The following is a 20,763-nucleotide window of genomic DNA, read 5'->3' as shown; positions in this document are numbered from 1 at the left end:
CAGAGGCATGTACTCTATTCTGCTCTTTTTTAGCATATTTTATTGCTGAATTTTACTAATATTCTTAAATTGATTGATTTCCTTGATATTTCAATGGTTTTATGAAGATTTTCCCAAATGCGCCATGTTTTAAACATGCTATTTTCGCATTTGCGCCAATTTATGTAGCGCATTTAATTTTTGACTTGCTGAATATTATGCAGATTACTGAATTGCGGCGTGCAAAGTTTCTGCGGTGGTTAGCCATGCTATTTCTTCCGTGCCGTTAGCAAAAGACGCAGGATAATCTGGGTTATTATCCGAAGAAAGCGCGTTCATTAAAGCTTTTCCTTTTTGCTCCCCAGCCGTTAAGAACCAAGTGCGGCGGCTATGAGCTAGCACGGGTGCGCTAAGAGTTAATCGCATTGGCGGCTGCTTAGGGGAGTGATTCACGCCTAAAACTATGCGATCGCGATTATGAATTTGCGGCAATCCTGGGAAAAGTGAAGCCATATGTGCGTCTGGTCCCATGCCAAGAATCGCCAAATCAAACACAGGCTCTTTGCCTAGTAAGCCTATAATTTCTTCTTCGTAATCGCGCGCTGCTGCATCTAAAATCGCATTATTTTCAGCGTCGCTGGCTTTTGCAATTTCCTCCGCATTGCGATCATCTGCAGGCATCTCATGAATATGAGATTCTGCCAAAGCTTTGTTAGAAGTAAGTAAGTTAAGAAGTAGCTCGCGAGCCTTGAGCGCATTGCGATCGTCGCTGTTATAAGCTACAAAACGTTCATCTGCCCACCAAATATGAACATTGGACCAGTTGATTGCTGGAAGCAATGGGTTGCTAGCTAACATTTGAAACATGCGAATAGAATCTGTTCCACCTGTTAGCAAAAGATGGAATGGCTTATTAAGATTTTTAACATTGTTTTGCCATTGCATAATCAAAGTCACAAGTTTTTGCGCAGCAACAGCAGCTAGAATATCTTGATTATCGTAGCCGTACACTGTTGCATTGTGTGCAAATCTAAAATCTTCAGCCATAATGAATCCTTTTATTATTTTTTACCCGTTGTATTAAAGTTCGTTATCTTGCATTGTGCAACAATCTGCGTGAACAAGTTGAGCATAGATCTCATCTGGATCGATTCTACGCAACTCCTCACTCAAGCAATCTTCTAAAGATCTAATTGGCATTGCAATTGGCTGTGTTGCTTGTCCTGGAAGACTTATCATTGCTTGTTCTTCTCCAGAAGGACGAGTCAAAGAAAGCACGCCATCTTGTCTTTTAAGACTTACTTCCGTAATTGCATGCGCGCTCGAATCCTCAACAATTTCAACAGGAACATTAAGCGATATTTTTAGCCATTGTGCGAGCAAATGCATCGGAACATAATGCTTTGGACCGCTAACCTTAGCATTAATAACAGGTAAATGCGGAGGCTGATCAAGCATAGAAGCTAGCATTGCACGCCAAGGAGTAAGACGAGTCCAAGAAAGATCAACATCTTTAGAAGACCAGTTTTTGCGCAAATTTTTCACAGTTTCAAGAGTATTGTCCGCATTTTGAGCATCAGTGATTCTGCTACTTGCCATAGTTCCAAGCAAGTCCTTAGCAGGATTTTCTGGTGCATTTGTAGGCCACCACGCAACAATCGGCGCGTCTGGAACAAGCAGAGGAATAACAAGCGTATCTGGATGTCGAACTAAGCCATTATGAGGGTAGAGAATAATGATTTCCCCAGCTCCAGCATCTGCACCAAAACGCACTTGCGCGTCTAAGTTTGGCGTTTCTTCGCTTTGTGAATCTGCTATATTGACTTGTGATTCGCGAACAATGGCAATAACTCTACAAGGGTGTTCGCGACTAGCCGAATTTGCTGCTCCCAGTGCGTTTTCAAGCTCTTTAAGAGTGGTGTCAATAAGAAGAGTGAGCACGCGTCCAGTTGCAGATTCTCCACGCTCTTCGTGAAGCTCGTCGATTTTTGCAGAGATTTTAGACGTGTTTGTGTTAGGAAGATTAATAATCATGGCAGCCTCCAATGGCGATTATCGCGAGCAAGCATAGCGTCAGCTTCCGCTGGACCCCACGTTCCAGCACGGTATGGCTGAGGCTGTGTACCAAGCGAACTCCAAAAATCTTCAATAGGATCTAAGATTTTCCAACTTAAATCAACTTCTTGTGTAGTTGGGAAAAGCGGTGGCTCGCCAAGTAAAACGTCTAGAATAAGGCGCTCGTAGGCTTCTGGAGAGTTCTCTGTAAAAGATCTTCCATAACTAAAGTCCATAGAAACATCGCGAACTTCCATAGATGTTCCGCCTGGCACTTTTGCGCCAAATCGCATTGTTACGCCTTCATCTGGCTGCACGCGAATCACAATCGCATTACTACCAAGTTCGCGCACAGCAGTGGACTCAAAAGGCAAGTGTGGAGCGCGCTTAAAAATCACGGCAATCTCTGTAACGCGCTTTCCTAAGCGCTTTCCGGTTCGCAAATAGAACGGAACTCCAGCCCAGCGACGAGTGTCTACGTCTAAACGCACGGCAGCGTATGTTTCTGTAGTGCTATCCGGGCTAATCCCTTGCTCTTGCAAATATCCAACGGCTTTATACGATCCTTGCCAACCTTCTGCGTATTGACCTCTCGCAGTATTTGCTGCTAAATCTTTAGGCAAGCGTATAGCAGACAAGACCTTAGTTTTTTCAGCCGTCAAGTCACTAGCACTAAAACTTACTGGCTCTTCCATAGCAGTAAGAGCCATTAGTTGCAGCAGATGATTTTGAATAACATCTCTGGCTGCTCCAATCCCATCATAATATCCAGCTCTGCCGCCTATGCCAATATCTTCTGCCATAGTAATCTGCACGTGATCAACATAATTAGCGTTCCAAATTGGCTCATACATTGCATTTGCAAAACGAAAAGCCAGCAAATTTTGCACAGTTTCTTTGCCTAAATAGTGGTCTATGCGGAATACAGAATTAGGGTCAAAAACTTCGGAAACTACGCGATCCAGCTCTTGTGCGCTTGTTAAATCGTGGCCAAAAGGTTTTTCTATTATCACTCGTCTCCACGCGTTTTCGGAGGAATGTGAAAGCCCCGATGCTGCTAACTGCTGCGCCACAACAGGGAAGCTAGAAGGCGGAACCGACATGTAAAACGCGTGATTTCCGCGAGTTCCGCGATCTCTGTCTAATTCGCTTACGGTTTTGCTTAAGCGCTCAAATGCGCTTGCGTCGTCGAATGTTCCGCGAACAAAACGTATGCCTTTAGCAAGGTTAATCCATGTTGATTCACGAAATGGTGTGCGGCAATGTTGTTGAATATTTTCACGCACAAAGTTTACAAAATGTTCATCTGTCCAGTCGCGTCTTGCGAAGCCCGTTAAACCAAATCCAGGTGGCAAAAGCCCTCGATTCGCCAAATCGTATACGGCTGGCATAAGTTTTTTGCGCGCTAAATCGCCAGTAATTCCGAATATTACTAAACTACATGGTCCTGCAATACGAGCCAAACGCAAGTCTCGTGGATCGCGTAGCGGATTTTTCCAAGCTGTTGTTTCTTCGCTATGCGCAGTCGAGCATATTGTGGTTCTTAATTCAGTCATGTATACCATCGTAATGTTTCGACTTGATTTGCTGCGCAGGACTTACCAAAATTTGCGCAGGACTTACCATGATTCTCACTAGGATTTACCAGTAAATCATCCTCCACACACGGCTAGTCTTATCATTTGCGCGTATTGTGGACCTCCAATAGGAGTCAAATGTATTCCATCGTCTGTTAAGAATTCGGAGTGTCCTGCGCTTAAACCATACCAGTCTATTATTCCAACATTTTTGCGTTTCGCTGCAAAAGCGCGCAGTCTTGCGTTTGTTTCGTCTTGCCAAGGCTGTGGAACACGGGTTGTTACAAAATACACTGGTTTGCCGCCTGTAACATTTACCATATTTTGCAAAACAGATTCGTCTCTAGGAGGTCCGTTTGTTCCAAGCTCATAGATTACAACGCTTCCAGGGTGTTTCCCAACTAAATCTTGCTGATAATCTTCCGCTCCGTGGAATATTTGTCTGCTCACTTTTCCGTCAATCCAAGCGTTTGGTAATGCTTGCATAAGGTATGGTTTTGCGCCTTCTGTTACGGAATCTCCAACCATTGTTATGTCTGCAGTGCAAACATTGCGTTTTGAGTCTATTTTCCACGGTTTTGTATTTATGTTTTCTGGCACTTTTTCTGCAATCGGGTTGAGAATCCTATGGTCAGATGGTTTTGTTGGAAGCGTTTGTTTTTCTATGTTCTCGCGCTTTCCGCCTGTTTTTTTCTTCGTATTAGCGGAATTTTTTTCTTGTGCAGTTTTTTCTTGTGCAGTTTTGTTTTGAGTATTCGCGTCTTGCGCGTTTAATTCTGGTCTTAATTGTATAGCTCGCGCTTGCGCAATACTATTCCAGTTAACTGGCGCTGCAATTATTGCTAGTCCAACTATTGCACAAATCACTATTACCGTTCTTCTTAAAACAAACGGCAATCTTATATTCTTACTTTTAACGTTTAAAGTATCTGAAGATAAATCAGGGTTTTTCGCGTCGATATTGTCCGAGATAATATCGTCTTTCTGGCTAATACTAAAGGTTATATGCTTATTTGCAAGAGGCATCTCGAATATTCTGTAAAAAACCTCTGCTGCAATAATAACTATTACGCATTGCCCTGCCTGTTCCCAAAGAGTTATCTGTGTGGTTCTTGTAGCAGGGTTTAGTATTTCTAGAATAGGGAAGTGGACTATGTAAATCGCAAAAGATCTTAGACCTATATATTTCAGTGGAGCAATTTCAAGTATTTTAGTGCAAATACTATTTTTCTGTAGGCAGGACCACATTAAAATCGCGCAAACTATTGCGAATATCGTGTATCCGCCGTAAACAATCCAGGTTTTTGAACCGTCTTCTTTCACTAAGCACCATAGAATAAAAATTAACGCAGCCAATCCTATAATCGATTTTTGTAGTGTGCTTAGAGGTTTTTGAAGAGTTTTTGCTATTTTTGCGAATTTACCAGATTCTGATTTATTTTTTAGATCAGTTTTTACTTTATCAGTGTTTTCTGATTCGTTGGTTTGTTGCCACTTTTCCTCTGCAATTTCATTATTAGATTCATCGGGTTCGTCATATTCATCGGGTTCGCCATCTTTATCAGATTCCATCATGTTTACTTGCAATCCTGCTCGTAAATCGTCTGGTATCGAGGCTTCTGAGGATTGGCTTTTATTTTGCGTATTTTGTGTATTTTGCGCTTCTAGCTCTGATGAATCCTCTATTTTTTCGATTTGTGTTTTTTTGCTTTTGTTTCCAACAATATATTTACAAGCATCTGCAATAATTTTGAGAATAGAACGTTCACTAAACCATGTGAAATACATTGCGAGTAACGCACCAATTAAGAATTCTCCAGCTCGAGTGTCAATAGAGTAATACACGCGCGCAATGGTTTGTCCATCTCCATAAAAAAGCGTAATTGCTAGGTTTGCCAACGAACATGCAAGCATAAGAATCGCCGTAACGCACATTCTTACAAATTTAGAGTGCACAATTTTAAGAATCACCCATAGTATAATCGGCCAAAATACAAAGATTTGCATAATAAGTCCCAAATACCAAAGGTGTTTTATTGGGGATGGTAGTCCTGATTGTTCAAAGTAAGATACTTTTCGCAAAATATACGCCATATTGCTTGTAAAGCTAGCGCCTGTTAGTGCGTCAGATTGTAGTTTTGTTAAAAGACTTGGTGAAAATAGCCACATTAGTGGGGCGCTCAGAGCAATAATCCCTATAGTAGACGGCCAAATTCGTTTTACGCGTTTAAACAAGTATTTTAAGTAGGCGAATATTTTAGACTTTACTGGTGTTTTGGTTTGTTCGCTGGTTGCTGGCGACTTTTGTGCATTTGATGTTTCAAACGTTTTTAGCAGAGATATAGTGCTGAAGTATCCAGCCATAACAAGAAACATTGTTACTCCCAAGAATCCTCCTGGAAGTACTATTGGACGTAGGTGGAACGCTACAATCGCAATAACAGCAATAGCACGCATGCCATCTATTGCAGCGTTGCGTTTGCTTGTAGTGTTAGCTGCGTTGTTTATCTCTGTCATTTTGCCTGCAACTTGCTAATACGTGGTTTAATTTTGGTTGTGGGCATGATGTGGGTATGAATTGTTTTATGACTAACATCGCCCAAAACGTAGTCATATTATCTACGTATTAAGACACTGTAGTTAGTTATAGCGTGTCTTAGTTTTTCCCTAGTTTTTCCTTGATTTTTCTTATGTTTTTTGCAAGTTTTATGAAATTTTTTAATACGGATTTAAATATTTTTCAAGGTAATTATTCGTTTTTATTAAGATTTTTCTCTGCTATTTTTTAGTGCGGTTGCTTTCGACTTTTGTTTGCTAAAATGCCAATGTTATACAACGCGTTTTACGTGCTCTTTGCTGCGCGCTAGAGTTAGACTGAACAGTCTAATTTAGGTGTATAAACGTTAGATTGATAAACAGTGTGTTTTACGCATTATTTTACGCATTAAGGAGTAAACATGGCAGAAACATTCAATGTTGTGGTAGAAATCCCACGCGGATCCAAGAATAAGTATGAAGTTGATCACGAAACTGGTCGTGTTTTCTTGGATCGTACCCTTTTCACAGCTATGGGTTATCCAGATGATTACGGTTACATTGATGGAACTTTGGGCGAAGATGGCGATCCACTCGATGCTCTTGTTATGATTCCAAACTCTGTGTTCCCAGGATGCGTTGTTGAGTGCCGCGCTGTTGGCTTGTATCACATGGTTGACGAAGCTGGCGGAGACGATAAGGTTTTGTGCGTTCCAGCAGATGTTCGTTTCGACGACATCAAGGATATTGATGACGTGAATGAGTATCACAAGGCTGAAATCAAGCACTTCTTCGAGCAGTACAAGGCTTTGGAGCCAGGTAAGGAAGTTCTTCCTGGTGACTTCTGGGCTGGAGTTGAGCAGGCTGAAAAGGAAATTGTCGCAGCTCGCAAGCGTCTTGAAGAAAGCGAAAAGTAGTTTTCGAGATTAGTCGCGAATCTTCCGAGCGTTTTAGAAACGCATTTACTAGTGTCTAACACATTTTTATGTGTTAGACACTTTTTTTATTCTAAAAAATTTAAGCTATTAGTAGCATTCCTAAACCAGTTGCGTAAACAACCATTCCGCCCATCATTACGGGAATCAAAGCAGTGCCAACTTGCGGCAAAAGCATGTCAGTATTGTATTTTGCATCTTTAACCCAAAGATGAGAAAGCCCAGCTAGAACAATCATGGCAAGCAAACCCAATACTGCTACCAGTACGCCAAGTTCTAAAATACGCACGGAGAATGTGAAACGAATAATCGAAGGCAAAAAAAGCCATCCTGGAAGAGCTGCACAAGCGATACTTGCGGTAAGAGAATGTGAAATATTTCTTACCAGATTAGATCTCTCTTCCCTAAGCATTTGACGACCAAAGCTAACAAAAGTTGCAGCGACAAGAATTAGAGCAAAGCTAACAGCCCAACGTTCATATGGGTGAATAGCTGCAATGAACTTATCCATACTAACTTCTGTATTATCTATTACGCTGCTAGGAAGCCAACCTTTTAAAGCTAATGCCGCGCACCACATGGATGCGATTCCGGCAAAAAGCGGAATAGCTTTATCTGCTGTAGAACCTTGTAACGGCCAGAAAGTAACTAGAGCAAGAAGAATAATCACGCAAACGGTTATAACGGCTTTTGCTGTGGCTATTGGCAGAATGGCTGCAATTGCTAAAAGGGCTATAGCAACGAATTGAGTTACAACAATCGTAATGTGATTATGCATTGCATTATGTGCGATGTTATCGTTGCTCATATTACGCTCCTATCGCGTTTTATAAGATAATTTTAATAAATTGTTTAGCCGTATTAACTTATTTTATATGTAAGCGTACACTTGCATGCTTCGATTCTTATTAAGTATCTTAAGTATGGATTACAATTCTCTTTTAACAGCTTGATTTTGAATTTGTTATTCAATTCTATGCGTTCTGGAGGTATCAATATGACGGATATTACATTGATGACCTCTTGTGCCGCGCCTGCAAAAGTTTTGCCATCTTTGACTCTACTTTCGCATAGAGTGCGAGTGCTCCCAATGGAACCGTCTAGTATGCTTAAGATGCCAGAAAACACTATTCTTCTTGTAGATGCTAGAGAAGATTTGTCTTTGGCGAAATCTTTATGCTCTATTGTTCGTGCTTCTAATTTAACAATGTCTGTTATCTTAATTCTTACAGAAGGCGGATTCACGGTTGTTAATGCATCTTGGGGCGTTAGTGATGTTATGCTGACAACCGCTTCTCCAGCCGAAGTAGAAGGTAGACTTAGACTAGCTTCTCAACGAGGTGGGTCGGCTGAATCTACTTCTAAAGAACATGTAGCTGATTCTGGTAGCGTGGAAATTAACAGTAGCGGTCAAATGTGCTCTGGGGATTTAGTTGTAGATACGCAGAGTTACACGGTTAGTTTGCATGGAAAGCCTATTGATTTAGCGTATAAAGAATTTGAGCTTCTTAAATACTTTGTTCAGCATCCTCGGCGAGTATTCACTCGTGCTCACTTACTTCAAGAGGTTTGGGGTTACGATTATTACGGTGGAACTCGTACAGTAGATGTTCACATTCGTAGGTTACGCGCGAAATTAGGCGTTGAATATGAGCATGTTATTGGAACGGTTAGGAATGTTGGATATCGTTTCGATCCTTTAGAGTCTCAGGATGAAGTTGTAGATTCTACAGATTCTGATAATAGTGATTCGTCGGCGGCTTCCGACTAGAATTCCTGTAGCGGATTAGTGGTTTATTATATTGGTTAAATTACAAAACGTGAATAGTAGTCAAGAATCATCTTCCAATTCTAGAAAATCTAAAAAAATCGCTAGGATGAGTGAAGAGTATAGGATTTTATGCGAAGAAATACCGAATCCAAAGTGTGCATTAAATTTTACAAATCCATTTGAACTACTAATAGCCACTGTTCTTAGCGCACAAACCACTGATAAACGTGTAAATATTGTAACGGAGCAACTTTTTAGAACTTATCCTACGCCAAAAGATTTAGCGCGCGCACCAATATATAAGGTACAAGAGATCATCCATCAACTTGGATTTTATAGAGTAAAAGCGCAGCATATTATAGAGCTTTCGCAAAAACTTATGGACGATTTCAATGGTGTAGTTCCAAATAATATGGATGATCTTACAAAACTTCCAGGTGTAGGAAGAAAAACAGCAAACGTTGTATTGGGCAATGCTTTTGGTATCCCAGGGTTTCCAGTAGATACCCATGTTATGCGTGTGACGTCAAGGCTTAGATGGAGAAGCGATTGGGAAATTGCTAAGTCGGATCCTGTAAAAGTTGAGCGTGAAATTACATCTTATTTTCCGCCAGAAGAATGGACTAATTTGTCTCACCGCCTTATTCTTCATGGTAGAAAAATATGTACAGCTAGGAATCCGCATTGTGCTGACTGCCCTCTAAGATTTCTGTGCCCATCTGTTTCGTTGTAACTATGTTGTAGCTATGTTGTAGGTTTTGTCGTAGCTGCGTTGTGGTTGTCGTAACGGATTTTTCTAATATCTCATATAATCAACTTTTAGAATATTCTTAGGGTATTTTTAGATTATTTTTTGCATAAATTCTACGTATGATTCAATTGATGATATACACTGTTGGCTATGTCTGAATTTGAAAGATACTCATCTGGATCACATATGAGAAAAGCACGTTATGCAAAAAAAGCTAAAAAAGGCGTGTCCTCATGGGTTATTTTTATAGTCTTAATTGCCATTATGTCCGTTGTTGCATGGGGTGGATGGCGATTTCTAGATGGAAGATCAATAATTCCAGAAAGTATTGTTCCTGCATCAAGCTCAGTTTTAAAAATAGGCTTGCGTACAGCCCCAGCATCTTTAGATATTAGGACTGACGACAGTGATTCACTGCAACAAGCTCTTATTGAAAACGTTTATGAAACGCTTATTAAACGAGACGGCAATAATGCTTTAAAACCAGGTCTTGCTCAGTCTTGGAGCGTATCTTCCGACGGTTTGAATTATAAGTTTAGGATTCGTTCAGGCGTGAAGTTTGCAAATGGAGACGTAATGGACTCTGGCTCCGTACTGCAATCACTTCAGCAAGGTATTACAAAAAGCTATCCAGGCTATGAAAAGTTGACGAATATTACAAGCGTATCTAACTCAGGACCTAATATTCTAAACATTTCATTAAAAATGCCAGATCCATTACTGCTGCGAAGATTAGCAGGTAGAGCTGGAATTGTATATGACACTCGCGCTTCATTAAACTACGCTTCAGACGCTATGGGAACAGGACCTTTTAAAGTTAACGGTTATAGTAAAGGTTCAGACCTTGTTCTTGTGAGAAACGACAAATATTGGGGTACAGCATCTGGCTGCGCTAGCATAACTCTTAAATACTTTAATGACGATACATCTTTAGCAAATGCCATGCAGAATGGCGATATTCAAATGGCTGTTCCTCTTGATGGCAATGAAAACAAACGTATGGCGTCAATGCCAAATACTCAACTTGTTGAAGGTCAGAGCACTAGAATACGAATGATTGCTTATAACACTGGAATATCGTCTATTTTCTGCGATCAGCATGTTCGTAGAGCAAGCAGTTACGCAATGGATATAAACACTGTTTTATCGGCTGATCCATTTGGTGGTCAAATTGTGCGTGGACCAATTTCCCCATTGTCGCCAGGATACGAGGATTTAAGTGGCACTTATCCACATGATCCTCAAAAAGCTCGATCTCTATTCTCATATTTCTCTGCTGCCTACCTTGGTAAAATTACATTCCTCGTACCTCTTGGAATGAGCAATATTGGTAATGCGCTTGGTTCTCAGTTAAACGCTACCGGCGGTTTCCGTGTGAATGTCGAAGAAGTAGATGAGAACACTATGAAACAGCGAATTCATGATGGTAAATATGACTTAGCACTCACATGGATGAATCACACTTTGGATTCTGGAGCGTATGCAGATACAAAGTCTACTTATTTGTTCCAAGATCATGAGTCGCAGAAATATTTTGCACAGGCAATGAAATCAACCAATGCAGAAGGATATGAGTCAAATGTCAAACAGTATGCTAAAGAGTTGAATAATTACGCTGTTTCGAACTGGATGTATGCGCGAAAGAGCATTGTGGTAGCTAAATCTAATGTTAGTGGATATCCTACAAACATGACTGATCAACTTTTACCATTGCACGATGTAAACGTAAAATAAATCCAAGATTATTTCAGGAATATAAGTGCGTGTGGTTTGGGATTAGTCGCCAGCAACCGTTGATTTGAATAATTTTTACAAATATTTGTAAAAATATTGACGTTGTCGCGCTGAGTTTCTAATATTCAGTTCATGAGCGAACAGGATAATAACACAGTAAAACACGCACATTTAACGCCGCTTCCTAACAAAGTTGGCGTTGATGGTCTTGAAGACAAGTGGCGTAGTAATTGGGACGAAGCTAAGACTTACGCATTCCATAATTCTCGCGATCGTAAGGCAGTATATTCTATCGATACTCCACCTCCAACAGTTAGTGGTCATTTGCATGTTGGTCACGTATTTTCTTACACGCATACTGATGTGATTGCGCGATATAAGCGTATGCAAGGTTTTGACGTTTTCTACCCAATGGGTTGGGATGATAACGGCTTGCCAACAGAACGCCGCGTGCAGAATTATTACGGTGTGCGAGTGGATACTTCGTTGAAGTATGACCCTGATTTTAAGCCGCCTTTTGAAGGCACTGAAGGCAAGAAGATTGAAGCTAAGGATCAGGTTCCTGTAAGCAGACAGAACTTTATTGAGCTTTGTGAGCGCCTAACTTCTCAAGATGAGAAGCTTTTTGAAGCTTTGTGGCGTAGGCTTGGTCTTTCTGTTGATTGGTCGCAAACTTATCACACTATTGGCGAGCAGCCTCGCCGAGTTGCACAAAAAGCATTCTTGCGCAATCTTGCTCGTGGAGAGGCTTATCAGAAAGACGCTCCAGGCTTGTGGGATGTTACATTCCAGACTGCTGTTGCGCAGGCTGAGCTTGAAGCGCGCGAGTACCCTGGTTTCTATCATAAGATTGCGTTCCGCTTTGAAGATGGTACGCCAATTTATATTGAAACTACGCGCCCAGAATTGCTTGCTGCTTGCACATCTTTGATTGCGCACCCAGACGACGAGCGTTACAAGAAGTACTTTGGTCAGGAAGTTTACTCACCGCTGTTTAAGGTGAAGGTCCCGATTTTGGCGCATCCTGCAGCTCAAATGGACAAGGGCGCTGGCATTGCAATGTGCTGCACTTTCGGTGACGTAACCGACGTTGAGTGGTGGCGCGACTTGAGTTTGCCAACTCGACCAATTATTCAGCGTAACGGCCGCATTGTAATGACGACTCCTGATTGGATTACGGACGAGTCTGGCCGCGAAATGTTCGAGAAAATTGCTGGCAAAACCACGTTCTCTGCCCGTAAGGAAGTTGTTGAAGCTTTGCAAGCAGCTGGAGATATGGAAGGCGAACCAAAGCCAACAAAGCGTATGACGAACTTCTACGAAAAGGGCGATAAGCCTTTGGAAATCGTCACTTCTCGCCAATGGTACTTAAAGAACGGCGGCACGGACGAAAAGCTGAATGCTGAGCTTATTGAGCGCGGCAAAGAACTTAACTTCCACCCAGACTTTATGCGCGTGCGCTACGAGAATTGGGTTCACGGCTTGAATGGTGACTGGCTTATTTCTCGCCAGCGCTTCTTCGGCGTGCCATTCCCACTTTGGTACCCAGTAAACGAAAATGGTGAAGTGGATTACGAGCATCCTTTGACGCCTAGCGAAGATCGTTTGCCAATCGACCCAACTATTGACGTTCCAGAAGGCTTCGATGAATCTCAGCGAGATCAGCCAAACGGCTTTACTGCTGAGCAAGACATTATGGACACTTGGGCTACATCTTCCTTAACACCACAAATTGTGACTCGTTGGGAAGAGCCAGGTGAGGAAAATCAAGCTCTGTTTAAGGCTACTTTCCCAATGGATTTGCGTCCACAAGGCCAGGATATTATTCGTACTTGGCTGTTTAGTACGGTTGATCGCGCGCATCTCGAAAACGGCTGCTTGCCTTGGAAGCATGCTGCGCTTTCTGGCTGGATTTTGGACCCAGACCACAAGAAGATGTCTAAATCTAAAGGCAACGTGGTTGTGCCAAATAAGCCAATCGAAGAGTTTGGTGCGGATGCTGTGCGCTACTGGGCAACTTCAGCAAAACTCGGCTTGGATGCAACTTACGACGAAGGTCAAATGAAGATTGGCCGCCGCCTTGCGATTAAGCTTTTAAACGCTACTAAGTTTGCGCTCGCGATTGGCCGAGAAAACGATGAACATCAAGTTCTTGAGTCTGCTAGCGCGGATTGGGATTTTGCAGACGTTACGGAAGTTTTGGATCGCTCTGTTATGGCAAAGCTTGCATCCGTTATTCGTACCGCAACTGATGCGCTTGAATCTTACGAACATTCCAAGGCTTTGGAAGCAATCGAAACATTCTTCTGGGAATTCTGTGACGATTACATTGAGCTTGCAAAGAATCGTGCTTATGGTACTGCGGAATCCACTGGACGTACTCCAAGCGAAGCTGCTGTAAAGTCTGCTCGCACAACTCTTGGTCTTGCGCTCGACGCTTTGACTCGCTTGCTTGCTCCTTACTTGCCTTATGCTACGGAAGAAGTGTGGAGTTGGATGCATGACGGCGAAGGCTCTGTGCATCGCTCTAGCTGGCCATGTGCTAAGGCATATGAGGCTGCTGCAAACGGTGTTTCTGCAGACACTTTGGCTTACGCGGGCGAGGCTTTGGCTACTTTGCGAAAGATTAAGTCTGAAGCAAAGGTTTCTATGAAGACTCCTATTTTGCAAGTGACTTTGAACGTAGCAGAAAATGCTTATAAGGCTGTTGAGGAGACTTTGGGAGACGTTGCTGAAGCTGGACGCGTTACTGGAGAAGTAAAGCTTAACGCTGTTAAGGCTGCGGATGCTGGCGATTCGGCGGCGGATTCTTCGTCTGCAGATGCAGATTCTGATGCAACTAATGTAAACGTTTCTGTTGCTCAAAGCGAACTCGGTGAAGCTCCTGCAAAAAAGAAGTAATCGCCAGTAATCGCAAGTAATCGAAAATGATTAATCGCGAAGTAACTAATCGTAAGCTGCTTCGCGATTAATTGCAAAACAAAAGCGCTGTAAGTTAATCTTTGACTCCAGCGCTTTTTGTGTATTGTAAATACTAAGCATCGCGCGGTAACGCTAGACTGTAAACCATGAATCCAGAAAGCTTAAGTGAATTAATTGAAAAAATCGCGAAAGATTTAGTAGCAAGCGGTAAAGCTGGCAATCTAACAGAAGATTTGATTCCAGCTGCCGAAAAACTCGCAGTTATGAGGCCAAAAGATCGCGCACACGGCGATTGGGCCACGAATGTTGCTATGCAACTCGCTAAAAAAGCTGGTATGAAGCCTCATGATTTAGCCGAACTTTTTGCCGAGCGTTTGCAAGAAGCGCAAGGTATTGCGCGCGTAGAAGTGGCAGGCCCTGGCTTTATTAATATAACGCTTGATTCTGCGTCTGCAGCGGCTGTTGTTGACGAAGTATTAAAGCAGGGCGCGGATTTTGGTAAGAATGAGCACTTGGGCGGAAAAACCCTAAACCTTGAGTTTGTTTCCGCAAACCCAACTGGCCCAATTCATATTGGTGGCACTCGCTGGGCGGCAGTTGGTGATTCTATGGCTCGAGTTTTGGAAGCGAACGGCGCAAAAGTTGTGCGCGAATACTATTTCAACGATCACGGCGAGCAAATCAACCGTTTTGCTAAGTCTTTAGTTGCTGCAGCTCACGGCGAAGAAACGCCTGCAGACGGATACAAAGGCGCGTATATTAACGAAATCGCGGATGCTGTTATAAAAGAAGCGCAAGCAGACGGCGTTGATGTTCTTTCCTTACCTCGAATTGATCTTGGTAAAGACGAGGAAGGTTTGCCGCTTGGCGAGGGCGACTCTGAGCAGCGTGAAGAGTTCCGCAAGCGCGCAGTTCCAATGATGTTTGCGGAAATTCGCAAGTCAATGCGCGATTTTCGCGTTGGCTTCGACGTGTGGTTCCACGAAAACAGCTTGTACGAGGATGGCGAAGTTGAGCGCGCTATTGCAGATTTGCGTGAGCGTGGAGACATTTTTGAAAAAGATGGCGCAACTTGGTTTGAATCTACTAAGCATGGCGACGACAAGGATCGCGTAATTATTAAGTCTGACGGCAATTACGCCTATTTTGCTGCAGATATTGCGTACTATCGCAACAAGCGTCATCGCGAACAGAATCCTGCGGACGTAGCAATCTACATGCTTGGCGCGGATCATCACGGCTATATTGGCAGAATGATGGCAATGTGCGCGGCTTTTGGGGATGAGCCAGGCGAAAACATGCAGATTCTTATTGGTCAGATGGTAAACGTTATGAAAGATGGTAAGCCTGTGCGCATGAGTAAGCGTGCTGGAAACGTTATTACGATTGACGATTTAGTTGATGCAATTGGCGTTGATGCTTCTCGCTACTCGCTTGCGCGCACCGACTACAACACAAGCGTTGATATTGATTTGGATTTGCTTGCTTCTCACAGCAACGATAATCCTGTGTATTACGTGCAATACGCTCACGCACGCAGCTGTAATGTGGCTCGTAACGCTGCGGATGCTGGAATCAGTGCAGATGGAGCCGATTTAAGCTTGCTTAATACCGAGGCAGATGGCGAAGTGCTGGCTGCTTTGGCGCAATGGCCTGCAGCTCTTGCACAAGCTGGCGATTTGCGTGCTCCACACAGAGTTGCGCATTATCTTGAAGATTTGGCAGCAAGCTACCACAAGTGGTACAACCTTGAGCGCGTAGTGCCAATGGAGTTGAGCGACCCAGAAAATCGTTTGCCAGAAGCAGAGCGCGAAGCTCAGCGCATTGCAAAGTGCCCAGAGCCAGCACGCGCTGCAGCTCGCTTAAAGCTTAACGAGGCTGTTCGCACAGTTATTGCATCTGGCCTTGATTTGCTTGGAGTTTCTGCTCCAGACAAGATGTGATTTAGTGCATTTGCTTTTTTATTTAGGACGTTAGTTTTTACGCTAGCGTCCTTTTATTTTTGACTAGTAGACACGCGCGAAATTGCAAATTTTTGTCGATTAAGTACATGCGATTGATTAGTATACCCCCTAATATTATTTTTCGGTTTCAGTTTTGTTATTCAATGCGTTAAATAATATGCTTAAACAATTTTTCACCATATAGGAGGTGTAGCATGAGCGTCACAACACAAAGTGTCAGCACAGACAGTGCCCCGAAAAAAAGGAACTTGACAATTATTGAATCCGCATACGTGGCGGTCATGTTGTTCGGCATGTTCTTTGGCGCTGGAAACCTGATTTTCCCAGTATTCCTTGGTGCTAACGCAGGAAACAATTCTGCGCCTGCAGCAATCGGTTTTATTGTTACTGGCGTTGGCTTGCCATTGTTGGGCGTTACGGCTCTTGCAATGAGTCGCGCAAACGGTCTTTTTGAGCTTTCTAGCAAAGCTAGCAAAAAATACGGCATGTTCTTTACATGCGTTCTTTATTTAACAATCGGCCCGTTCTTCGCAATTCCGCGCTGTGCAACAACTTCATACACTGTTGGATTGGAGCGAATTATTCCGCAAGACGGAAACGGACAACTATACTTGTTCTTGTTCTCTGTAGTGTTCTTTGCGCTCGCATTCTTCTTTGCTATGAAACCAAGCGGCATACTTACGTGGGTTGGTAAAGTTCTTACGCCAATCTTCCTTGTGTTCCTAGCTGTTTTGGTATTTACTGCACTATTTTCTCCTATAAGCGGTGCTTCTTCGGATGCTGCTCCTATAGGAAATTATGTTAATAAGTCATTCTTTACAGGATTCTTAGATGGCTACAACACAATGGATGCTTTAGCTAGCTTGGCATTTGGAATTGTTGTTGTTAGCACCATTCGTCAGTTTGGTGTAAAAGATCCTAAAGATGTGGCAGTTAATACTGCCCGCTCTGGATTCTTTAGCTGCTTGCTTATGGCGTTGATTTACGTTGCGATTGTTGTTGTTGGTGTGCGTAGCCGCGCGCTGTTCCCACCTGCGGAAAATGGTGGCGTGACTTTGGCGCAAGTTGCACGCTATCATCTTGGAAACGTTGGCTTATTCGTGCTTGCTGCAACTGTAACTCTTGCATGCTTAAAGACGGCAGTTGGCTTAATCGTAAGCTGTTCGGAAACTTTCTCTAAGCTATTCCCTAAAGGTCCTAGCTATCGTGTTTGGTCTGTATTGATTACGCTTGTTTCGTTTGGCCTTGCAAACTTTGGTTTGAGCGCAATCATCGAATATGCGGTTCCAGTATTAATGTTCTTGTATCCGCTGTCAATCGTGCTGATTCTTTTGGCTTTGTGTGGTCGACTTTTTGGAAATTCCAAAGTTGTGTACGCTTGGACACTTGGTTTTACTGGTGTTGCAGCTGTATTTGACTTTTTAAATAGTTTGCCATCCGCTTTGCGCAACGCATTGCATATGAACGATATGTTGTTGGTTGCTCAAAACTGGTTGCCGTTCTCGGAATTTGGAATGGCTTGGGTTTGCCCTGCTGCTGTTGGATTTGTTGTTGGCTATGTTCGTATGGTTTTATGTGACAACAAAGGTATGGAAGAAGTGGCTCGCGTAGCTGCTGGCCCAGATCTTGAAGGCAGCGTTGCTAATAGCGATGGCTATTCTTCAAGCGATGCTGATTTTGACGAGTCGGATGCGTTCGCTGTATCTGCTAAGTCTACTGTTGACGAGCCTAATTTTGGCAATCAATCCTAGTGACTAATTCACAACTATTTGTATAGATAGTTGTAATAATAAATAATCGCCATATTAATGCTCATATGAGCTGCGATATGGCGATTTTTGCGAGTTGAGATTTTAGGCTTGCGACTTGCGACTAGAAGTTGCCGCCGTTCCAACCCCAGTCAGTTGTTGCAGTGTAACGAATGTAAGTGCGGTCTTGTGGCACTCCAAGCTCGCGATTCAAAGCTGCCATAATCTGCTCTGTCAACTTTTCCCAAGCAGACCCAGGTACGCTAGAACCAAACACGTTCACTTCAACATAAGCTGCAGGCTTAGAATTGTCTCCTGCAAAATAAATTGGCATATTGTCTTCAAACGGGCACATGAGCCAATGTTCGCTTTTGCCTGGAACTGCGCTAATCGCCTTGCCGTATGCTGCTTTTAATGCATCGCGCTGTTCTGGCGTAGTGCTTACAGAAACATGAGTGTGAATAACTGGCATAATCGCTCCTTTGCTAAGTTTTATGAATTTGCTGAGTTTTATAAACTTGTATCACGCAACTTGCGTTACGCAATAATTATAGTGAATTGTTAGCCTCCGCGTGTTTAATTGAATGTATGAAAAAACTTATTGAACAGGTTGTTAAGTTTGGAATCGTAGGAATCATTGCGCTGATTATTGACGTAGTATTGCTAAACCTGCTTCTTCTTGTGCATCTTAATAACGTTGTTGCTGGAACAATATCTTTTATAATCTCACTTATTTTTAACTATATTGCCAGCATGAAGTACGTGTTTAAGCACCGCGAAGACATGGCTCGTTGGATGGAATTGCTGATTTTTATTATTTCTGCAGTTATTGGTTTGCTTATTAACGATGCGATTATTTGGCTTAGCACGCTTGGAATGGCACAAACTTTGCGTGGTACTGCGATTTACATGCTTCGCACAAACATTGGCAAGCTTATTGCAACAGTTGTTGTAGCTGTGTGGAATTTTGTTATTAGAAAATGGCTTTTAGACGACACAAAGTCGCAAAAACCTGATTATGATGCCGCTAAAGACAATACTTTTGCTCACAAGTTAGGTGAATGGTCGTTAAGTCACACTCCAAAAGGGTGGAAGTAGGTTTGGAAGTAGGTTTAGAAAATATGCCAGCTACGACTATTCATTTTGTGCGCCACGGGGAAGTGGAAAATCCAAATCACGTGCTTTACGAGAGGCTCCCAGGATTTCACTTATCTAATCGCGGCTTAAAAATGGCTTGCGCTACAGCAAAATACATTGCGACTGTTCCACAAATGCGCGGAATTAGTGCGATTTACTCGTCTCCTTTGGAGCGCACGCAAGAAACAGCGCAACAAATCGCAAACGCTTTGCAAATTGGCCCGATTATTTTAGACAATCGTCTAATCGAAGCAGAAAACAATTTTCGAGGGAAAAGAATCGGCTACGGCGAAGGCGCTTTGTGGAAAAACAACAATTGGAAGCTTGTATCTAACTTGTGGAAGCCGAGTTGGGGAGAATCCTACAAGAGTATTGCTGCACGCGTTGGCGATTTTGCGTGCGAACAAGTGAAAAATCACCCAGGTGAACAAATCGTAGCTGTAACGCACGAATCGCCAATATGGTCTTACCGTCATTTGTTAGAAACGGGTCATGCGGAGCACAATATGCTTTTACGCAAAACGGCTTTGGCGTCAATTACGTCAATTACATATGATTGCGAAAATATGAATGTGCTTTCCATCACATATGTGGATCCTGCGGCGCGTGTGCAATAGAACGTGTGGAATAATAAGCAATAGACTTTAAAATATGCATAAAAGATGCGTAGAAACTGTTTTTTACAGCTAATGCGAAGGAGCGTTATTATGGGTGATTCTGTAGAAAAGCTGGATTCACAGGCTTTGAGTCTGCTTGAGTCTGCTGCAAAGTCGGCCGCGGATTTAACTAAATTGTGGCCTTTAAGCGAAGCTCGCCATTTAGATAATGACGCAAAATATGCTGAAAATCTTGAGGTTAGGGCAATTCGCACTATTGCTCGAATTATTACAGATTTAGACGTTACTGTTCCAGATGCAGAGTTTGTGTATGAAGGTGCAGACGAAATTCCAGGACGCCCTCAAGAGATAGTTGACGCGCTTTTAGCTGCTGCAAACGCTTACGATGATATGGATTTATGCTACGAACCAGACTACAGCGAAGCGCAAGAAGAGCTAGAAAATAACACGAATGATGTTAGCGCTATTTTTAGCAAGCTTGAATCAAATCTTTCTAATGATGTTAACGCAATCAACGGTGCTGCGGATTCTTTAAGCGTTGCAGGTAATTGGAGTGTTGATAGCTTGCAAGATGCGTTTAGATGCGCAAAACAAGAGTGTGATTTTTGCGGACTTAATTCTGTAGAATCGCAAAAAATTACAGCAATACTGTCTATTCTTAAAAGTCTTATTGAAAAAACAAGCAACATTTACGAAACTTTGCCTATATTCCTATATATTAACGAAGTGTGTGAGTGCGCGGGAGTTCCGCGAATGATGTTTAAGGATAATCAATGGCGTGAGCTTGTTGATTGCGTAAAAAGTGGTAAAGCTAGCGAAAATGGCGAAAATAGCGAAAATAGTATGAGCACGCTACTTGAAATTGCAGCCCCATTGCTTGAGAGCGAATGGTTAAAGCATAAGGAAGACGTACTTTGGGATCCAGAAGAGGCTAAGAAGCTTGCAAAAGAAGAAGACGATAGAAAGTCCAGAGAAGCATTGGCCGCAAAGTTTGCGCATGTGGAAGGTAATAAGGAATCAACGCAAGCGCTTGACTAG

16 protein-coding genes are annotated in these 20,763 nt (G+C 42.6%); 10 read left to right on the top strand and 6 right to left on the bottom strand.

Annotation, left to right across the window (positions count from 1 at the left end):
- Positions 1 to 204: 204 nt before the first annotated feature.
- The 4 genes from pgl to HXT25_RS02230 all read right to left on the bottom strand — a co-directional run bounded on the left by pgl (position 205) and on the right by HXT25_RS02230 (position 6,128).
- On the bottom strand, positions 205 to 1,026 hold the full coding sequence (gene pgl, locus HXT25_RS02245) for a 6-phosphogluconolactonase (RefSeq protein ID WP_422118633.1): 822 nt from the start codon (positions 1,024 to 1,026) through the stop codon (positions 205 to 207).
- A gap of 33 nt (positions 1,027 to 1,059) precedes the next feature.
- Positions 1,060 to 2,013, bottom strand: a complete 954-nt coding sequence (locus HXT25_RS02240; RefSeq protein ID WP_422118632.1) for a glucose-6-phosphate dehydrogenase assembly protein OpcA — start codon at positions 2,011 to 2,013, stop codon at positions 1,060 to 1,062.
- Positions 2,010 to 3,590 carry a glucose-6-phosphate dehydrogenase gene (zwf, locus tag HXT25_RS02235; protein WP_032836638.1) on the bottom strand — a complete coding sequence of 527 codons (1,581 nt, stop codon included), beginning with the start codon at positions 3,588 to 3,590 and terminating at the stop codon, positions 2,010 to 2,012. The genes HXT25_RS02240 and zwf overlap by 4 nt, the downstream gene beginning before the upstream one ends.
- Positions 3,591 to 3,686: 96 nt before the next feature.
- Positions 3,687 to 6,128 carry an acyltransferase family protein gene (locus HXT25_RS02230; RefSeq protein WP_422118631.1) on the bottom strand — a complete coding sequence of 814 codons (2,442 nt, stop codon included), beginning with the start codon at positions 6,126 to 6,128 and terminating at the stop codon, positions 3,687 to 3,689.
- 440 nt (positions 6,129 to 6,568) lie between these two features.
- Between HXT25_RS02230 and HXT25_RS02225 the strand changes: the two genes are divergently transcribed.
- A complete protein-coding gene (locus tag HXT25_RS02225) occupies positions 6,569 to 7,063 on the top strand; it encodes an inorganic diphosphatase (protein WP_004105658.1) in 495 nt (164 codons plus the stop codon).
- Between the two features lie 100 nt (positions 7,064 to 7,163).
- Here the strand turns inward: HXT25_RS02225 and HXT25_RS02220 are convergent, their stop codons facing one another.
- Positions 7,164 to 7,889: a beta-carotene 15,15'-monooxygenase gene (locus HXT25_RS02220; RefSeq protein WP_415690479.1), complete on the bottom strand. Its 726-nt coding sequence runs from the start codon at positions 7,887 to 7,889 to the stop codon at positions 7,164 to 7,166.
- 189 nt (positions 7,890 to 8,078) lie between these two features.
- Between HXT25_RS02220 and HXT25_RS02215 the strand changes: the two genes are divergently transcribed.
- The 6 genes from HXT25_RS02215 to brnQ all read left to right on the top strand — a co-directional run bounded on the left by HXT25_RS02215 (position 8,079) and on the right by brnQ (position 17,974).
- Positions 8,079 to 8,852 (top strand): response regulator transcription factor, encoded by a 774-nt coding sequence (locus HXT25_RS02215; RefSeq protein ID WP_180947124.1) that lies wholly within the window; start codon positions 8,079 to 8,081, stop codon positions 8,850 to 8,852.
- A gap of 31 nt (positions 8,853 to 8,883) precedes the next feature.
- Positions 8,884 to 9,585 carry an endonuclease III gene (nth, locus tag HXT25_RS02210; protein WP_415686016.1) on the top strand — a complete coding sequence of 234 codons (702 nt, stop codon included), beginning with the start codon at positions 8,884 to 8,886 and terminating at the stop codon, positions 9,583 to 9,585.
- A 204-nt stretch (positions 9,586 to 9,789) separates the two neighbouring features.
- Entirely contained in the window at positions 9,790 to 11,337 is a 1,548-nt protein-coding gene (locus HXT25_RS02205; protein WP_422118630.1) for an ABC transporter substrate-binding protein, read from the top strand.
- Positions 11,338 to 11,469: 132 nt separating this feature from the next.
- Positions 11,470 to 14,238: a valine--tRNA ligase gene (valS, locus tag HXT25_RS02200; RefSeq protein WP_422118629.1), complete on the top strand. Its 2,769-nt coding sequence runs from the start codon at positions 11,470 to 11,472 to the stop codon at positions 14,236 to 14,238.
- A gap of 167 nt (positions 14,239 to 14,405) precedes the next feature.
- Complete coding sequence (gene argS / locus HXT25_RS02195; RefSeq protein WP_004138659.1) at positions 14,406 to 16,202, top strand: arginine--tRNA ligase; 1,797 nt, start codon at positions 14,406 to 14,408, stop codon at positions 16,200 to 16,202.
- Between the two features lie 215 nt (positions 16,203 to 16,417).
- A complete protein-coding gene (gene brnQ, locus HXT25_RS02190; protein ID WP_020760228.1) occupies positions 16,418 to 17,974 on the top strand; it encodes a branched-chain amino acid transport system II carrier protein in 1,557 nt (518 codons plus the stop codon).
- Positions 17,975 to 18,095: 121 nt separating this feature from the next.
- Here brnQ and HXT25_RS02185 read toward each other — a convergent pair whose 3' ends face one another.
- Positions 18,096 to 18,443 (bottom strand): phenylpyruvate tautomerase MIF-related protein, encoded by a 348-nt coding sequence (locus HXT25_RS02185; protein ID WP_101890006.1) that lies wholly within the window; start codon positions 18,441 to 18,443, stop codon positions 18,096 to 18,098.
- A 116-nt stretch (positions 18,444 to 18,559) separates the two neighbouring features.
- Here HXT25_RS02185 and HXT25_RS02180 point away from each other — a divergent pair, with 116 nt between their 5' ends.
- The 3 genes from HXT25_RS02180 to HXT25_RS02170 all read left to right on the top strand — a co-directional run bounded on the left by HXT25_RS02180 (position 18,560) and on the right by HXT25_RS02170 (position 20,763).
- Positions 18,560 to 19,069 carry a GtrA family protein gene (locus tag HXT25_RS02180; protein ID WP_004114300.1) on the top strand — a complete coding sequence of 170 codons (510 nt, stop codon included), beginning with the start codon at positions 18,560 to 18,562 and terminating at the stop codon, positions 19,067 to 19,069.
- A gap of 23 nt (positions 19,070 to 19,092) precedes the next feature.
- Positions 19,093 to 19,725 (top strand): histidine phosphatase family protein, encoded by a 633-nt coding sequence (locus HXT25_RS02175; protein WP_422118834.1) that lies wholly within the window; start codon positions 19,093 to 19,095, stop codon positions 19,723 to 19,725.
- 90 nt (positions 19,726 to 19,815) lie between these two features.
- Complete coding sequence (locus HXT25_RS02170) at positions 19,816 to 20,763, top strand: hypothetical protein (protein WP_410311395.1); 948 nt, start codon at positions 19,816 to 19,818, stop codon at positions 20,761 to 20,763.

The sequence above is a fragment of the Gardnerella sp. DNF00476 genome, assembly GCF_049262735.1.
GTDB classification, from domain to species: domain Bacteria; phylum Actinomycetota; class Actinomycetes; order Actinomycetales; family Bifidobacteriaceae; genus Bifidobacterium; species Bifidobacterium vaginale.
The sequence above is the reverse complement of the archived record's forward strand: the minus strand, read 5'-3'. Positions and strand labels throughout refer to the sequence as shown.

Coding starts and splice junctions, on each gene's coding strand:
- brnQ (WP_020760228.1), top strand. CDS start 16,418: ATGAGCGTCACAACACAAAGTGTCAGCACAGACAGTGCCCCGAAAAAA.
- HXT25_RS02230 (WP_422118631.1), bottom strand. CDS start 6,128: ATGACAGAGATAAACAACGCAGCTAACACTACAAGCAAACGCAACGCT.
- HXT25_RS02185 (WP_101890006.1), bottom strand. CDS start 18,443: ATGCCAGTTATTCACACTCATGTTTCTGTAAGCACTACGCCAGAACAG.
- HXT25_RS02180 (WP_004114300.1), top strand. CDS start 18,560: ATGAAAAAACTTATTGAACAGGTTGTTAAGTTTGGAATCGTAGGAATC.
- HXT25_RS02225 (WP_004105658.1), top strand. CDS start 6,569: ATGGCAGAAACATTCAATGTTGTGGTAGAAATCCCACGCGGATCCAAG.
- HXT25_RS02240 (WP_422118632.1), bottom strand. CDS start 2,013: ATGATTATTAATCTTCCTAACACAAACACGTCTAAAATCTCTGCAAAA.
- HXT25_RS02205 (WP_422118630.1), top strand. CDS start 9,790: ATGAGAAAAGCACGTTATGCAAAAAAAGCTAAAAAAGGCGTGTCCTCA.
- valS (WP_422118629.1), top strand. CDS start 11,470: ATGAGCGAACAGGATAATAACACAGTAAAACACGCACATTTAACGCCG.
- pgl (WP_422118633.1), bottom strand. CDS start 1,026: ATGGCTGAAGATTTTAGATTTGCACACAATGCAACAGTGTACGGCTAC.
- argS (WP_004138659.1), top strand. CDS start 14,406: ATGAATCCAGAAAGCTTAAGTGAATTAATTGAAAAAATCGCGAAAGAT.
- HXT25_RS02175 (WP_422118834.1), top strand. CDS start 19,093: ATGCCAGCTACGACTATTCATTTTGTGCGCCACGGGGAAGTGGAAAAT.
- HXT25_RS02215 (WP_180947124.1), top strand. CDS start 8,079: ATGACGGATATTACATTGATGACCTCTTGTGCCGCGCCTGCAAAAGTT.
- HXT25_RS02220 (WP_415690479.1), bottom strand. CDS start 7,889: ATGAGCAACGATAACATCGCACATAATGCAATGCATAATCACATTACG.
- HXT25_RS02170 (WP_410311395.1), top strand. CDS start 19,816: ATGGGTGATTCTGTAGAAAAGCTGGATTCACAGGCTTTGAGTCTGCTT.
- zwf (WP_032836638.1), bottom strand. CDS start 3,590: ATGACTGAATTAAGAACCACAATATGCTCGACTGCGCATAGCGAAGAA.